The 15,989-nt window shown below is 40.9% G+C and carries 15 protein-coding genes and 3 tRNA genes; 9 read left to right on the top strand and 9 right to left on the bottom strand.

Going from position 1 to position 15,989, the window contains the following annotated elements:
- Positions 1 to 534: 534 nt before the first annotated feature.
- The 6 genes from FHG64_RS14245 to tgt form a co-directional block, all read right to left on the bottom strand.
- The gene (locus FHG64_RS14245) at positions 535 to 1,776 is read right to left on the bottom strand and encodes an asparagine synthetase B (protein ID WP_139067984.1); all 1,242 of its coding nucleotides are present in this window, start codon (positions 1,774 to 1,776) and stop codon (positions 535 to 537) included.
- A 79-nt stretch (positions 1,777 to 1,855) separates the two neighbouring features.
- Positions 1,856 to 3,415 carry a replicative DNA helicase gene (dnaB, locus tag FHG64_RS14240; RefSeq protein ID WP_139067029.1) on the bottom strand — a complete coding sequence of 520 codons (1,560 nt, stop codon included), beginning with the start codon at positions 3,413 to 3,415 and terminating at the stop codon, positions 1,856 to 1,858.
- A gap of 166 nt (positions 3,416 to 3,581) precedes the next feature.
- Positions 3,582 to 4,535 carry an acetyl-CoA carboxylase carboxyltransferase subunit alpha gene (locus tag FHG64_RS14235; protein ID WP_139067028.1) on the bottom strand — a complete coding sequence of 318 codons (954 nt, stop codon included), beginning with the start codon at positions 4,533 to 4,535 and terminating at the stop codon, positions 3,582 to 3,584.
- 58 nt (positions 4,536 to 4,593) lie between these two features.
- Positions 4,594 to 5,505, bottom strand: coding sequence for a DMT family transporter (locus tag FHG64_RS14230; RefSeq protein ID WP_139067027.1), 912 nt, complete (start codon positions 5,503 to 5,505; stop codon positions 4,594 to 4,596).
- Positions 5,492 to 6,568 carry an LptF/LptG family permease gene (locus FHG64_RS14225; RefSeq protein ID WP_139067026.1) on the bottom strand — a complete coding sequence of 359 codons (1,077 nt, stop codon included), beginning with the start codon at positions 6,566 to 6,568 and terminating at the stop codon, positions 5,492 to 5,494. The genes FHG64_RS14230 and FHG64_RS14225 overlap by 14 nt, the downstream gene beginning before the upstream one ends.
- A 3-nt stretch (positions 6,569 to 6,571) precedes the next feature.
- On the bottom strand, positions 6,572 to 7,702 hold the full coding sequence (gene tgt / locus FHG64_RS14220) for a tRNA guanosine(34) transglycosylase Tgt (protein ID WP_139067025.1): 1,131 nt from the start codon (positions 7,700 to 7,702) through the stop codon (positions 6,572 to 6,574).
- A 170-nt stretch (positions 7,703 to 7,872) separates the two neighbouring features.
- On the opposite strand from tgt, the gene FHG64_RS14215 reads away from it, so the two are divergent.
- The 3 genes from FHG64_RS14215 (at position 7,873) to FHG64_RS14205 (ending at position 10,453) form a co-directional block, all read left to right on the top strand.
- A complete protein-coding gene (locus FHG64_RS14215; RefSeq protein ID WP_139067024.1) occupies positions 7,873 to 8,718 on the top strand; it encodes a transketolase in 846 nt (281 codons plus the stop codon).
- 72 nt (positions 8,719 to 8,790) lie between these two features.
- A complete protein-coding gene (locus tag FHG64_RS14210; protein ID WP_139067023.1) occupies positions 8,791 to 9,744 on the top strand; it encodes a transketolase family protein in 954 nt (317 codons plus the stop codon).
- A gap of 118 nt (positions 9,745 to 9,862) precedes the next feature.
- Positions 9,863 to 10,453 carry a porin family protein gene (locus FHG64_RS14205; RefSeq protein ID WP_139067022.1) on the top strand — a complete coding sequence of 197 codons (591 nt, stop codon included), beginning with the start codon at positions 9,863 to 9,865 and terminating at the stop codon, positions 10,451 to 10,453.
- 71 nt (positions 10,454 to 10,524) lie between these two features.
- On the opposite strand, the gene FHG64_RS14200 is transcribed toward FHG64_RS14205, so the two are convergent.
- Complete coding sequence (locus FHG64_RS14200) at positions 10,525 to 11,454, bottom strand: FKBP-type peptidyl-prolyl cis-trans isomerase (RefSeq protein ID WP_139067021.1); 930 nt, start codon at positions 11,452 to 11,454, stop codon at positions 10,525 to 10,527.
- A gap of 80 nt (positions 11,455 to 11,534) precedes the next feature.
- Here FHG64_RS14200 and FHG64_RS14195 point away from each other — a divergent pair, with 80 nt between their 5' ends.
- The 3 genes from FHG64_RS14195 (at position 11,535) to FHG64_RS14185 (ending at position 13,002) form a co-directional block, all read left to right on the top strand.
- A complete protein-coding gene (locus FHG64_RS14195) occupies positions 11,535 to 11,921 on the top strand; it encodes an RNA-binding S4 domain-containing protein (protein ID WP_139067020.1) in 387 nt (128 codons plus the stop codon).
- 160 nt (positions 11,922 to 12,081) lie between these two features.
- Positions 12,082 to 12,498, top strand: a complete 417-nt coding sequence (locus tag FHG64_RS14190; RefSeq protein WP_317133570.1) for a class I SAM-dependent methyltransferase — start codon at positions 12,082 to 12,084, stop codon at positions 12,496 to 12,498.
- 6 nt (positions 12,499 to 12,504) lie between these two features.
- Positions 12,505 to 13,002 (top strand): phosphoribosyltransferase family protein, encoded by a 498-nt coding sequence (locus tag FHG64_RS14185; protein ID WP_139067019.1) that lies wholly within the window; start codon positions 12,505 to 12,507, stop codon positions 13,000 to 13,002.
- Here FHG64_RS14185 and FHG64_RS14180 read toward each other — a convergent pair.
- Complete coding sequence (locus tag FHG64_RS14180; protein WP_139067018.1) at positions 12,997 to 13,515, bottom strand: shikimate kinase; 519 nt, start codon at positions 13,513 to 13,515, stop codon at positions 12,997 to 12,999. The genes FHG64_RS14185 and FHG64_RS14180 overlap by 6 nt on opposite strands.
- Positions 13,516 to 13,739: 224 nt before the next feature.
- On the opposite strand from FHG64_RS14180, the gene FHG64_RS14175 reads away from it, so the two are divergent.
- From FHG64_RS14175 to FHG64_RS14165, 3 genes are all read left to right on the top strand, one after another.
- Positions 13,740 to 13,812: transfer RNA gene (locus tag FHG64_RS14175), tRNA-Lys, on the top strand.
- Positions 13,813 to 14,105: 293 nt separating this feature from the next.
- A tRNA-Lys gene (locus FHG64_RS14170) sits at positions 14,106 to 14,178 on the top strand.
- A gap of 402 nt (positions 14,179 to 14,580) precedes the next feature.
- Positions 14,581 to 14,664: transfer RNA gene (locus FHG64_RS14165), tRNA-Leu, on the top strand.
- A 181-nt stretch (positions 14,665 to 14,845) separates the two neighbouring features.
- On the opposite strand, the gene FHG64_RS14160 is transcribed toward FHG64_RS14165, so the two are convergent.
- Entirely contained in the window at positions 14,846 to 15,838 is a 993-nt protein-coding gene (locus FHG64_RS14160; protein ID WP_139067017.1) for a c-type cytochrome, read from the bottom strand.
- Between the last annotated feature and the right edge of the window lie 151 nt (positions 15,839 to 15,989).

The following is a 15,989-nucleotide window of genomic DNA, read 5'->3' as shown; positions in this document are numbered from 1 at the left end:
ATCTCTGCATCCTCAGCATAATGCGATTTTGCCACACAACTATGCGATTTCGTTACTTCATCAGCGATTTATTTTCATTCATCTCTTATATCCATACCTGATGGATTTGTTCCACCTTTTCCCTGAACGTTCACCACAGCGGCCTTACGGCTTTTGCAGCACAGGGTGGTTTGGCAACCCCGCCTGCACAGCGTTGCCGATACTTCGTTCTTATTGCTAAGAGTTGTATCATCTTTATTACAGCATGTTAAAGAACTTCAGCCATCCTTAACTTCACGGCACAAGCAAAGAACGCAAAGTATATTCTTTGTGCTCTTTGCGTAAACCTTAGCGTTCTTTGCGGTTAAGACTTAAATCATCTATTGTATCTAATACATCGGGTTTGAGCCTGGTCTCTACTCGCTTCTCGCTCTTCTGAAGTCTTGTTTCTTGTTTCTTGTTTCTTGTTTCTTGTTTCTTGTTTCTTGTTTCTTGTCTCTTGGCTCTTGGCTCTTGGCTCTTGGCTCTTGTTTCTAACCAATTAACTATTTCCAATCACGTCTTCTGCTTCTTTTTCTTTGCGGCAGGGAAGAGTACGTTATTGAGAATTAACCTATAGCCGGGGGAGTTGGGATGAAGCTCCAGTTCGGTCTTGGGATCACCTACCCGGTGTTGATAATCTTCAGGATCGTGCCCACCGTAAAAGGTAAAGAATCCCCGACCTTTTATGCCGTGGATGTACCGTGCTTCCCCGTTAAGCTTATTTTCAGCTAAAACTAAAACTGTGGGTTTTAAAGTTGTAGGATCAAAAGCGGTTGTTTGTCCCATAAAGCCTTTTACCAGTACTGTATGATTCTGATTAAGCATTGTAGGTACAGGATCCCATTTGGCGGAAAATTCCATAAGCGTAAAGTAATCACTTTCCATAAGGATCTGCCGCTTTGGGGTCATATCTATAGATGAAAATTCATATACCATAGGGCTACGCTCCAGGATAAAATTTGTAAATGCAAAGGTATTTTCGAAATCGATCTTGGACTGGTAGCCGGGTTCACTAGGATCGCCATCAAACATAGGCTCGGCAATATCCACACCTTCAGCAGCCAGAGCAATATCAAAACTATCTGTCGCGCTGCACATTGCAAACATAAAGCCGCCACCAACGACATAATCCCTTATTTTAAGGGCTACTGCAAGTTTAGCTTCAGATACTTTGTCGAAGCCGAGTTTTGCAGCAAGAGCTTCTGCCTCTTCTTTTTCCTGGATATACCAGGGGGTGGTCCTGTAATTCCGGTAAAATTTCCCGTACTGCCCTGTGAAATCCTCGTGATGAAGATGAAGCCAGTCAAATAATAGTAAGGCATCACCCAAAACCTCCTCATCATAGATAGTTTCATAAGGGATCTCGGCATAGGTAAGAGCCATCGTGACCGCATCATCCCAGGGTTTGTTTCCCTGTGGGGCGTAAACGGCTATTTTTGGCGCTTTTTCCAGGACCATTGCCTCCATATTTTTTGACGGGCTCTGGATCTCCTCAAGGATCGCCGCAGTTTTGGCATCGCTAATAACTTCAAAAGAAACCCCTCGAATCCGGCATTCCTTTCGCAGGGCTTCTGTATCTGATATTAAGAAGGAGCCACCCTGATAGTTGAGCAGCCATTGAATTTGTAGTCCGTTTTCCAGGGCATAGTAAGTGATCCCATATGCCTTTAAGTGATTAGCCTGGCTTTTGGCATCCATTGGAATGAGAATGGAGGAACCTTGAATTGCAAAAGAGTACAAAAGCAAAAAGAGCATAAGAACGGTTGTCCTTATGCTCCTATTATTAAATAACTTTCCTGAAGCTCTGCATGGAGCTATCATATTCTTCAATGGGTTAGAACGGCACGTCGTTATCTTCATCATCATTAAAATCATTCATTGAGCTGCCAAAGGCCTCATCGGCACTTGGATTGGGAAGTGGAGTTCCTCTAAAGGGATCATCCCCTCCTGCTTCGTTCATTTTTGAATGGAATTCAAAAGGAGAATCAAAGTCATCCAAGTTATCAAATTTACCTAAATGTCCAAGGAATTTCAACCTAATATTTTCCAATCCCCCGTTCCTGTGTTTAGCTACAATAAACTCTCCCTGGTTGGCGGTTGGAGATCTTTCCTCATCATCCCATTCCTCGATCTTATAATATTCAGGACGATAGATAAATGAAACAATATCTGCATCCTGCTCAATCGCACCAGATTCCCTAAGGTCACTTAAAAGTGGCCTCTTACTTCCTCCACGGGTTTCAACTGCACGGGACAGCTGGGACAGGGCAATTACCGGAATATTCAATTCCTTGGCCAATGCCTTGAGGTTCCTGGAAATCGTAGAGATCTCCTGCTCCCTGTTCCCTCCACCCTTCACAGCACTACCGGCGGTCATTAATTGCAGGTAATCTATCATTACCATTTTGATACCGTGCTGTGATGCCAATCGGCGGCATTTCGCCCTAAGGTCAAAAATTGAAAGAGAAGGGGTGTCATCAATGAAAAGTGGTGCCTTTTCCAGGTCCTTCACTTTCACGTTTAATTGCTCCCACTCATGGGTTTCCAGGTTTCCTGTTCTTAATTTTTCTGAAGACAATCCTGTTTCAGATGATATAAGCCTGGTAATAAGCTGTACTGCACTCATCTCCAGGGAGAAGAAGGCTACGGGGATATTACTCCCAACAGCAATATTACGCGCCATCGAAAGGGTAAGGGCTGTCTTACCCATACCTGGACGGGCTGCAATAATAATAAGGTCACTGGGCTGCCATCCTGAAGTGAGTTTGTCCAGCTTATCAAAACCAGATGGCACTCCACTTAAGCCTTCCCTGTTGGAAATTTCCTGTATCCTGTTCTTTGCCTGGATTACAAGGCTATGTGCAGTCTCTGTGGAACGCTTTATATTTCCCTGGGTTACTTCATAGAGCTTCGACTCTGCAGCATCCAGCAGGTCAAAAACATCTGTAGATTCATCGTAAGAATCTTCAATGATCTCATTGGATATTTTGATAAGGCTACGCTGGATATACTTTTGCAAAATAATCCTTGCGTGAAACTCAATATGTGCAGAAGATGATACCTTTTGAGTGAGTTGTATAAGATAATATTCCCCTCCAATCTTATCAAGACGTCCATCTTTTCTCAGTTGGTTGGAAACGGTTAATAAGTCAATTGCTTCGGTATTTTCAAAGAGCTTATAGATGGCTTCAAAAATGAATTGATGGGCGATCTTATAGAACACATCGGGATGGAGGATGTCAATAATCTCATCTACCCCTTTTTTATCAATCATCATGGCACCTAGCACAACCTCCTCTAAATCAACAGCTTGAGGCGGTATTTTTCCTTTTTCGAGGGTAACAACGTTACCAGATCCGTATTTTACGCTTTGGGGGGCGGTGAGTTTTTCCATACTACGAATGTAAAAAAAATGTTAAGACAATCTTAAGGAATTACCGTCAACTTAATGAACCGGTAATGAACAATTGCCTGTTGACAAGTCTTATTTTTTGTTAACAAGGCCAAAAAAATCCGAAGTAGGTACCTCGGATTGTTTTGAAAGGGTGATGCCTAAAGAACTAAGTTTTAAAAACGCCCATATTGGAATATTTATCCATTCGTTGTTTCACCAAATCTTTTGGTGATAAGTTTTTAACTTCTTCTAAAGCTGAGAGTATGGATTTTTTTACAGTTTCGAAAGTCTCTTCCCTATTGCTATGAGCACCACCCAACGGTTCTTTCACAATCTCATCAATGAGTTTTTGCTTTTTCATATCCGTAGCAGTAAGTTTAAGAGCCTCAGCCGCAACTTCTTTGTATTCCCAGCTTCTCCATAGGATGGATGAGCAGGACTCTGGGGAGATCACGCTGTACCAGGTATTTTCCAGCATAAGCACTCTGTCTCCTACTCCAATTCCCAAAGCTCCTCCACTGGCTCCTTCGCCAATGATCACTACAATAATTGGAACTTTAAGCCTGGTCATTTCAAGAATATTACGGGCAATTGCTTCTCCCTGGCCCCTTTCCTCGGCTTCCAAACCGGGATACGCACCGGGAGTGTCAATAAAAGTAACTACAGGGACTCCAAATTTTTCGGCAGATTTCATAAGTCTTAAAGCCTTACGATATCCTTCAGGATTGGCCATACCAAAGTTTCTGTATTGCCTGGTCTTGGTGTTATAACCTTTTTGTTGACCGATAAGCATGAAACTCTCATCTCCAATTTTTCCCAATCCACCAATCATGGCTTTGTCATCCTTGACATTTCTGTCTCCATGGAGTTCAAGAAATGTTTTCCCACAAATTGCGTTAAAATAATCCAGAGTATAGGGCCTGTTGGGGTGACGTGATAATTGTACACGTTGCCAGGCGGTAAGATTTTTATAGATGTCTTTTTTGGTCTCCACAAGCTTTTTTTCAATTTGCTTACAGGTGGCCGTGACATCTACATTACTTTCTGAACCTATATTACAGGCTTTTTGATATTGTTCTTCTAACTCCTTAATGGGTAATTCAAAATCCAAATATTCCATACGAGGTTATGGTGTTTTATTAGCTTACAAATATAACAAACTTTAAAAGGAAGACTTCTTATGATATCTTATAAATTTTCCTTTTTGTTTTAAGGTAGCCATTAAGTACCACAGTTGCAAGGATTATAGCTGCACCGTAATAAAATTGAGGATGCATTTGCTCTTTGCTTCCAAAAATGAGAAAAGCGAGAAGGATCCCATACACCGGTTCCAGATTAATAGTTAGCATAACCGTATAAGGACTTAAATGCTTCATCACAGCCACAGCAGCAATAAAAGCATAAGCCGTACATACCGATGCCAGGAGAAGAATATAGAACCAGTCCATTTGAGATAAACGAAAGAATTCTAAGTTGAAGCCTCTTTCGCCCGAAGTGGTCCAGGTAAGATATAGGAGATAAAGGCTTATAGCAGCCACTCCAGTAAGCAATTCATAAAACGAAATAACAGAGGGCGCTGCATGTTTTATAAGCTTGCCGTTCATAAGAGTAAATACAGCAGAAAGAAAGGCAGATATTAGTCCCAACAGGATCCCCAGGTAATAATCTGTTTCTACCCTAAAAATGATGTATAAACCCAGCATTACAATTACACCAAATACCACCTCGTACCCTACTAATTTCCGTTTATAAAAAACAGGTTCGAGAATGGAGGTAAAAAAAGCCCCTGTAGATAGCAGCGCCAGGGTAATGGAAACATTTGAAACTTTTATGGCACCAAAGAAAGTTAGCCAATGTAAAGCTATAACCATCCCTGCAATTATGAGAAGAAACAGTTTACTGCGCTGAACTTTTAAATTTTTCTTTTTCCAAAGGAGATATAAAAAAATAAAACCCGTTGCCAGCAACATCCTGTACCAAACCAGTGGGATTGCATCCAGGGTAATAAGAGCACCAAGCACAGCGGTGAACCCCCAGATAAAAACGATCACATGGAGGTGCAGGTAACTTTTAAGTTTATCGCTTAGCATTGAAAAGGAGATATACTGCCAATATACCAAAGACAAAATTAGGGAACCATACGGCGATCAATGGTGAAAAAGTAGATTGTTCTGCAATGGTACCAAACACCTTATCAAAAAAGATAAAAATGAATGCGAGCGTAATTCCCAATGCAAGGTTTACCCCCATCCCTCCTCTTCTTTTCATCGAGGATACGGCTACTGCAATGACCGTGAGAATAAAGGCTGAAACCGGTAAACTCCACCTCTTATAAGCAACTACAAGGTACCGGTTCATATTACCCGACCCCCTCCTGCTCTCCTGCTCAATAAATTTATTAAGCTCAAAGTAATTAAGGGTCTCTGCTATATAAGAAACGGGGGTAAGTTCATCAAACTCAAATGGAAGGATCGTGTCGAGGGTCCTTTGATGATAGATCTCATCACCCTCTGCCCCGATTATCCTTTTGTTTACATTTACCAGTTTATATGTATTGGAGGTGTCCTGGTATTGTAGTCTGGATGCGCTTATTTTAAATTTAAGTTCATTCCCGTCAAAGTGCTCTATCGTAAAATTTCTGGCACTCTGGTCTACGGGCTGGAAGTTACTGGCGTAGATATATTCGTTATCATTAATTTGCCTGTAGACATCATTGGTTTCCTGCACCTCTGCCCCTCTTTTAAGGTATTTGAATTTAAATTCATTAAAGCCTTTACTGGCTTGCGGCGCCAGGTACATACTCAAAACAAGTGCACCCATAGTAACAATTGCAGCTCCTATAAGATAAGGTCTCAAAAATCGCCAGAATGAAACCCCGCTGCTTAAAAATGCAATGATCTCTGTATTATTGGCAAGTTTGGAGGTGAACCAAATCACACTTAAGAATAAGAACAGGGGAAATAGAAGGTTTGTGAAATAGATCGTAAAATTGATATAATAGATCACCACCTCAATTAAAGGCACCTCGTTCTCCAGGATCTTTCCTATTTTTTCTGCAAGGTTAATAGTTATACCAATTGGTATAAACAGGAATAACATCAGGAGAAAAGTACCCAGATATCGCTTTAATATGTACCAGTCAAGAATTTTCAATTGTTAGAGGCGCTTGTCCATTTGTTTTACCATCATATTCTTCCAGGTTGTAAAATCACCGGCTAAGATATGTTTTCTGGCTTCACGAACCAACCACAGGTAGAAACCGAGATTATGTATGGTAGCAATTTGCTTGCCAAGCATTTCATTTACAGAGAACAAATGTTTTAGATAGGCTTTGGAATATTCCTTATCTACCCAGGTAATGTCCATCTCGTCGATTGGGGAGAAATCATCTTCCCATTTTTTATTCTTGATATTAATGGTGCCGTGAGCTGTAAATAACATTCCGTTCCTGGCATTTCTTGTTGGCATCACGCAATCAAACATATCAATACCCAGTGCTATATTTTCCAGGATATTAATTGGTGTTCCAACACCCATAAGGTACCGGGGTTTATCTTCCGGTAGGATAGCAGTTACCACCTCTGTCATAGCATACATCTCCTCTGCCGGCTCTCCTACTGAGAGGCCTCCAATGGCATTTCCTTCAGCTCCCACCGAGGCAATATACTCTGCAGATTGTTGTCTTAGGTCCTTATAGGTACTTCCCTGGACAATTGGGAAGAAAGCCTGGGAATAGTCATATTCAAAAGGAGTTTTCTCCAGGTGTGCGATACAGCGGTCCAGCCAGCGATGGGTCATATGCATGGATCGTTTGGCATACCTGTAGTCACAGGGATAAGGCGTACATTCATCAAAGGCCATAATAATATCTGCACCAATGGTGCGCTGGATTTCCATGACATTTTCCGGAGTAAAAGTGTGGTATGACCCGTCGATATGCGATTTGAATTTCACCCCTTCTTCTTTTATCTTTCTTCTTTCAGATAAAGAATAGACCTGGTACCCGCCACTATCAGTTAAAATATTACGATCCCAATTGATAAATTTATGAAGTCCTCCTGCTTTTTGAAGAATTTCAGTTTGCGGGCGCAAATAAAGGTGATAGGTATTTCCCAGGATAATGTCCGGGTTTATTTCTTCTTTAAGTTCTCTTTGGTGTACCCCTTTTACAGATCCCACGGTTCCAACAGGCATAAAGATGGGAGTTTCAATAGTCCCGTGATCTGTGGTTAGTTTTCCCGCTCTTGCCTGGCTTCCGGGATCTGTAGTCAATAAATCAAACGTCATAGTAATATTTAAGTGCGGCAAAGATACTTAACTCTGCTTCAAAAAAGGGATGGCTGTTTTTAAAAATTGTTAGCTAAAAAGCTCAATTGGTTGATAACTGGTCAATTCTGGCTTTGAGGTAAGATTTTAAAAACTTATTTTTGCCACATTCAAAAAATAACAACACAACAATGCCAGACATTCAACAATTAGAAGATTTTGTAAGCCAGGTTCGCCGGGACATCGTAAGACAGGTACACAAGGTAAATTCCGGTCACCCGGGTGGTTCCCTTGGATGTGCAGAATTCTTCACTGCCCTTTATCAGGAAGTAATGGACCACAACAGCGATTTTAATATGGACGGGAATGGAGAAGACCTCTTCTTTCTTTCAAACGGCCATATTTCACCTGTTTTTTACAGCGTCCTTGCTCGCAGCGGCTATTTTCCCGTTGAGGAGCTTAACACATTTAGGCTTATAGATTCCCGCCTGCAGGGACATCCAACTACTCACGAAGGTTTACCGGGGGTTAGGATCGCCTCTGGTTCCCTGGGCCAGGGTATGAGTGTAGCCATTGGGGCAGCACTTTCTAAAAAGCTTAACAAGGATAATCATCTTGTTTATTCCCTGCACGGTGATGGGGAATTACAGGAGGGCCAAAACTGGGAAGCCATTATGTATGCGGCAGGAAATAAGGTAGACAACCTAATCTCTACCATAGACCTTAACGGCCAGCAAATTGACGGCTCTACAGAGAATGTATTGCCTCTTGGAAATTTAAAGGCAAAATTTGAAGCCTTTGGATGGGATGTGCTGGAAATAGAAGAAGGAAACAACATGAGCGCAGTACTTGAAGGTTTGGCTGAAGCAAAAAGCCGCACAGGTAAAGGAAAACCTGTATGTATATTAATGACAACTGTTATGGGTCACGGGGTAGATTTTATGATGCACACTCATAAGTGGCATGGAGTTGCACCAAACGATGAACAACTTGAAAATGCCTTATCTCAAAACAAAGAAACCTTAGGGGACTATTAGACTTGAGATCTTAGACTTGAGATTTGAGATAGGTCATCAAATTTTTACCCACAACAATAATAGAAAGCAGAAATGAAGAAATATACAAATACAGGAAATAAAGATACACGCTCCGGTTTTGGAGCAGGATTAACCGAGCTGGGACAGAAGAATGAAAATGTAGTGGCACTATGTGCAGATCTTACCGGTTCCTTAAAAATGGATGATTTTAAAGCCAATCATCCAGAAAGGTTTTTCCAAATAGGGATTGCTGAAGCCAATATGATTGGGATTGCAGCAGGAATGACCATTGGCGGGAAAATACCATTTACGGGGACTTTTGCCAACTTTTCTACCGGAAGGGTTTACGACCAGATACGGCAGAGTGTTGCTTATTCAGGAAAGAACGTAAAAATTTGTGCATCTCACGCCGGGGTTACTTTAGGTGAAGATGGTGCAACCCACCAGATCCTGGAGGACATTGGACTTATGAAGATGTTACCGGGAATGACGGTTATAAACACTTGTGATTATAATCAAACAAAAGCTGCCACCCTTGCAATAGCAGAACATGAAGGGCCTGTTTATTTACGCTTCGGAAGGCCAAAAGTTGCCAATTTCACACCTGAGGATCAAAAGTTTGAGATTGGAAAAGCTGTACTCCTTAATGAAGGAAGCGATGTTACTATCATAGCAACAGGACACCTGGTATGGGAAGCATTACAGGCTGCTGAAGAACTGGAAGGAAAAGGAATAAGTGCAGAGGTGATCAATATTCACACTATAAAACCTCTGGATGAGGAAGCTATATTAAAGTCGGTTAAAAAAACCGGCTGTGTAGTAACTGCTGAAGAGCACAACTTCCTTGGGGGGCTTGGTGAAAGTGTTGCACGTACCTTAAGCTTAAACCATCCTGCACCACAGGAGTTCGTAGCCACTAAGGATACCTTTGGCGAAAGCGGAACCCCGGAGCAGCTTATGGATAAATATGAACTTAATGCGGCTGCAATCGTAAAGGCTGCTACTAAGGTAAAGGACAGAAAATAAGCATTTAAAAATGACGTTGAAAACCCTTCCGGTAATTGCTGCGAAGGGTTTTTTATTTTCTTCAGAAATAATTAAGAACTAAAACACGTTATACCACCTAAACTTTAAAACGAAAACTATGAAAAAATTGATATTGGCTGCATTTCTTATTGTAGGTACCGGTGTTATGGCCCAGACATCCTATGGGATAAAAGGTGGATTGAACTACGGTGCAACCGGCGATTATGAAAATTTTTCTGATATAGCGGGCGATGCCACTACCATTGAAGGAAAAAGCAAGACCGGGTACCACCTTGGAGGTTTTGCAAGATTTGGCTTCCTGGGCATTTTCCTCCAGCCGGAGCTTATGTATACCAGACTGAATACAGAATATGGATCTATTGATTATAAACTGGATAAAATAGATGCTCCTATTCTTTTAGGGGTTAATATTCTTGGCCCACTAAATATTAAAGCCGGGCCCTCATTTCAATATATACTGAAAAATGAGCTGGAAAATTCCAATTTAAAGGTATCTGATGTTGAAAATGATATTACCCTGGGCTATCAACTGGGTGCCGGGGTAAGTTTGGGAAGGCTTGGTTTTGATGTGCGCTATGAAGGAGCTTTTACAGAGAATACTGCTTTTAGTGATACAGCCAGTGAGAATTTCAGCATTGATTCCCGTCCTTCACAATGGATCTTTAGTTTAGCCTATAGTTTTAATTAAAATCCATAAGGATTTAAAAAACAAAGAGCCGCGAAATTCGCGGCTCTTTGTTTTTTAAGCTTTTGTCAAATTTAAAACGTATCCGGATCCAGATAGTCCGGAGTTCCATTTCCATTAGTATCCGGGAATTCAATTGTACCATCCCCGTTAATTATGATCTCCTCGCGGGTAGGGGTACCATCCCCATCATCATCCCTGTCCAGGTAATTTGGGTTGTTATTTCCGTTTGTATTGTCATTCCACAGGATCCCATCTCCATCAAGGTCCTCCATCCAGGAAGGAACACCATCCCTGTCATGGTCTGCCTCGTTCACTCCATATAGTTGAAAGCTAAAGATAAGCGGACTGTAAGAAGGTATAGATCCTGATGGATTATTGAAGTACCCAAGTCCCGAAGGTAGAAAAACAGCTCCTATTCCATAATCCTCTGTCCAGGTTACAGTATTGTCTTCATTCACAGTAAAACCTGAAGCTTCTCCAAACTCTGTCATTGCCTGCGTTAATGCAACAACTGCAATTCCAGGGTTGCCTTCTGAAAGGGTTCCGGGATGGTCAAACCATACAGGATTTGTAGTTTGATCAAAAGTCTTACGGTTCAACAGCTGTCCATGATAATTTTGGAAGGTAGAATCGGCAAAGGTGGGCTTTGCACCTACTCCTTCTCTTACCTTTAAAACATAGAAAGTATGTTCTACTTCATTCTTGGTATAAGTATGAATTGAAAGAAGATTGGATTCTATAATTGGCGTTTTATCTGAATTTGCCCCGGCTATTGTATCCAGTTTTATACGATAATCAAATCCCGCAGGCGGATTTTCAAATTCCTCATAGTTATAAAAATGGGATTCAAGATAGGCATTAAGTGCAGCATCATCCTCTATTGCCTGCTCCCCTACATCTCTAATTGGAATTTCATCTGGCCCGTTATCATCATCATTACTACAGGAAACAGATATAGCACCTAATAGTATGCCTATAAAAAACAATTTTTGTAATCTCATCAATAATTAAATTTAAGGCCGCAAGATACAATAATCTTGTATTTTTGCTTAGGTTTTGATAGGTTTTAAGAAGTAGATTTATGAGAATTGACAAGTTTTTATGGTGTGTTAGGTATTTCAAAACAAGAAGTCTTGCAACCCAGGCATGCCGGCAGGGAAAAGTGAAAATTGGAGGCGATAATGTAAAACCTTCCAGGGAGGTCTATACCAATGATAAAATTACCGTAAGAAAGAATCAGATCAATTATCAAATAGAAGTTCTGGACCTCCCTCCCAGCAGAGTGGGTGCCAAGATCGTAGGATTATATGTTAACGATATAACGCCACAGGAAGAGTTTGACAAACAGGAACTGCTTAAGTACTCAAAAGACTATTATCGCAAAAAAGGAACAGGAAGGCCAACCAAGAAAGACAGGAGAGATATTGACGACTGGTTTGACGAACCTGGTGAGGAGGAAAAGGAATGAGACCAGATAAGGATTATTGGGAAGAACGATACAATTCAGGAAATACGGGTTGGGATATTGGTAATATCTCACCTCCACTAAAAATTATATCGATCACCTGGAGGATAAGGAGCAAACAATTCTAATTCCGGGTGCAGGTAATTCTTATGAAACTGAATACTTGTTCCGGTTAGGCTTTAAAAATACTTTTATCCTGGATTTCGCCTCCCTCCCACTTCAGAATTTAAAGAAGCGTGTTCCTGAATTTCCTGCAGAAAATTTGATTCAGCAAGATTTTTTTGAGCATACCGGTAACTACGATCTCATCCTGGAGCAAACCTTTTTTTGTTCCCTTCCTGTACGTTACCGAAAAGAGTACGCCCAAAAAGTTTATAGCCTTTTAAAAAAGGATGGGAAAGTTGCAGGCGTGCTTTTTGACAGGGAATTTCCCTTTGAAGGGCCTCCTTTTGGAGGCAGCAGGAAGGAATATCTGGAATATTTTGAACCTTTATTCTCGATAAAAATCATGGAAACCTGTTATAATTCGATTCCTGCCCGGCAGGGGAATGAATTGTTTTTTATCTTTAAAAAAAATTAGATACCAATGCCCGCAAATATTATTCTTAACAACGAACAAATTCAACATAAAATAAGAAGGATCGCTTACCAGATCTTTGAGAGCAATGTGAATGAAGAGCATTTAATTATTGCCGGAATTTCCAAAAGCGGATTTGTTTTTGCCCAGAGGCTGAAGGTGGAACTGGAAGAAATTTCGGGTATACAGGTAGAACTATGTGAAGTTCACGTGGACAAGAAAAATCCGCACAATGAGGTGAAAACTTCTTTGCCCGCCAGTGCTTATACGGGTAAATCTATTGTACTTACAGATGATGTACTAAACTCTGGAGCCACTTTGATCTATGGAGTAAAACATTTCCTGGAAGTACCATTAAAACAATTTAAAACAGCCGTATTAGTAGACAGGAGCCATAAAAAATATCCCGTTAAGGCAGATTTTAAAGGTATCTCCCTTTCCACCTCATTAAATGAGACAGTGCAGGTACAATTTAAAAAAGGCAGGGACAAAGTGGAGCTCTTATAGCTTCTCCATTAATTCCTTAACTATCTCTTGAGGAGTTTTGTTCTCCACATCTATAATAACATTGGCCTGGTTGTAATAGAAAGAGCGTTCAAAGAGATGTTTTCTTATAAAATCTTCAAGGAGTTCCCGGGTACTTAAGTGGCTTATTACAGGACGGGTTTCTTTTTCCTCAAAGAGCCTTTTTGTAAGAAACCCTACAGAAGCTTTTAGATAAACAGTCTTTGCATCTTCCGCTTGTTTTATTAATTCAAGATTATTGCCATAACAGGGAGTTCCCCCACCCAATGAGATCACCAGGGCCGCAGGGTCTTCTATAACATCCTTCAACACTTCTGTTTCCAGCCTTCGAAAAAATAATTCACCCCGGGTATTAAAGATTTCTGGAACAGGCTTTTCCTCAATAAGAGCAATTTGGTCATCAAGGTCAATAAATGTAAAGTCAAGTTCCCCGGCAAGGACTTTACCTACCACACTTTTACCGGAACCCATATAACCAGTGAGAAAAATTTTCATAAGCCGTCAATAAATGAGAAGGATCAAAAGTAACCAAAATCCCGACATTGGATTCAGGTTTTTGAAATGGATGAAAATAAAATAAAAATGTTCCGGGTTTTTATACTGAAAAAGAGTGGTTTATATTTTAATTTGAAACATTTACAAATTTATCCCAAATTCCTCTTGAAAAATAAATTAATGATAGTATATTTGCACCCGCATTTGAGAAATAATGCAGGCCAGATTTGGTAGCTCAGTTGGTAGAGCATCTCCCTTTTAAGGAGAGGGTCCTGGGTTCGAGCCCCAGCCAGATCACAAAAAAAGTTCAGATCCTAATGGGCGAGAAGTTTATCCCGAGTGAAGCGATAGCGGAATCGAGGGAAGCCCCAGCCAGATCACAAAAAAAAGTTCAGATCCTAATGGGCGAGAAGTTTATCCCGAGTGAAGCGATAGCGGAATCGAGGGAAGCCCCAGCCAGATCACAAAAAAAGTTCAGATCTTAATGGGCGAGATCCTGATAGCTATCGGGAATCCTGAGCGAAGCTTTTTAGCGGAGTCGAAGGAAGCCCCAGCCAGATCAGAAAAAAAGTTCATTTAAAAATTATAACGATTTGGTAGCTCAGTTGGTAGAGCATCTCCCTTTTAAGGAGAGGGTCCTGGGTTCGAGCCCCAGCCAGATCACAAATTATATGTCTGATTTTCTGGGCGAGAAGCCTGTCCCGAGTGAAGCAATAGCGGAATCGAGGGAAGCCCCAGCCAGATCACAAAAAAAGTTCAGATCTTAATGGGCGAGAAGTTTATCCCGAGCGAGGCTTTTTAGCGGAGTCGAAGGAAGTCCCAGCCAGATCACAAATTTAAGTTCAGATCTTAATGGGCGAGAAGTTTATCCTGAGCGAAGCTTTTTAGCGGAGTCGAGGGAAGCCCCAGCCAGATCACTATCCTAATAAGTTGATTTTTGTTATTGTAAAAAGTAATTTTGAATTAAGATCTTCAATTACCAATACCTTTGTTAATTGAAAAGTTCTATCGGCATAAAGCTGATTTTTTTATTACAGCCCTTTAGAATTCTTTCTAAATTATTTTGCCCGGGTGCTGGAATTGGTAGACAGGCATGGTTGAGGGCCATGTGTCCATTAGGGCGTGCGGGTTCAAGTCCCGCTCCGGGCACTTTTTTTTCTTCTATATCCCTATAAATACTCACTCATTTACTTTACTGTGCAAATATTTGTGCAAACGTTGTTTGTCCTTTCTTTTCATACAAGATGTAGATTATACTCCTTTCAGCAAAACCTTTCCTGCAACGCCTCTTTCATTTTCCAACACCTCATTTTATAAAAATTGAGGATTCTCACTTAACCGTTAATGGATCTTTAGGAGTAAAAAGAGTGACTACCTGGTCTACAGGCTTAAGGGTTTGTAAATAATCATAAATTGCTGAAAGATCATCCTCTGTCATTTGTGCATAAAATGTCCAGGGCATTGGCGTCTGGAATTCTCCCGGATTCACTTTATGAGGAACGTAAGAAGAATCTGCATACATCCTGAACCGGGAAACAAAATCCTCTTTGGTCCAGGAACCAATCCCGCTGGGGTGCGGGGTAATATTGGCAGACTGCAGCAGGGAGCCATCTGGGAAGAGAAATTCAAATCCGCCGGCAAAAGGCTCTCCAACAAATTGGCCCTTTACCTGCTTTGTATGACAATCATAACAAGAAGCTGCAGTAACAAGATATTTCCCGTATTTCACCCGATCTTCCTTAGGGGGACGTTTTGAAAATGTGGCTTTTTTTGGTATTGTATTAAGAATGAAATTCATTGGAAAGTCTGGTCTTGAATCCTCAATCTCACTTTCTATTGGCTGCAGGGTGCGTATATAGGCTACTATATCCTTAATGTCCTCCAGTTCCATCCTCCCGTAATTGGGATGAGGCATTATTGAAAACAAGGCCTTTCCATCTTTATTTACCCCGGTAGTAATAGCTCTTATCAGTTCTCCATCTGTCCAATTGCCCAGGTTATAAGGAGTGATATTTCGAGCTATAAACCTGCCAGGAAATCCCATGCTTTGATCAAAAACCTCTCCTCCCTGCCCTTCAGTACCCGCAATTATAGGACCGCTGAACGAACTCCAGTCCCTCCCGGAATGACAGTCTATACATACCGCAACATGATTCGCAAGATATTCCCCCCTTATGATCCTATCCTTTGAAATCTCAACAGTAATTTCTTCTGCATCCCCAACATTGGGGAGCATAAATCTTATATATAAAAGGGCAAGCAAAATTATTATGAGGAAGCTGCCCAGGATAGATAAGCCAATTTTCCTGATCGTAGTTTTCATACCATGCGTGAATTAGGTTAACCACGGCATAAGGATTAATTATTTAGATGACTGAGGCTCAATGAATTTAATAATTTTTTGTAATATACAGGAGAAAACAAAAATTTATTATTGTTTAACTTTATCTGCAATTTATTAAACATTTAACACT

The sequence above is a fragment of the Antarcticibacterium flavum genome (assembly GCF_006159205.1).
GTDB lineage: Bacteria > Bacteroidota > Bacteroidia > Flavobacteriales > Flavobacteriaceae > Gillisia > Gillisia flava.
Note: the sequence above shows the minus strand (reverse complement) of the source record. Positions and strands in the feature narration are given on the sequence as shown.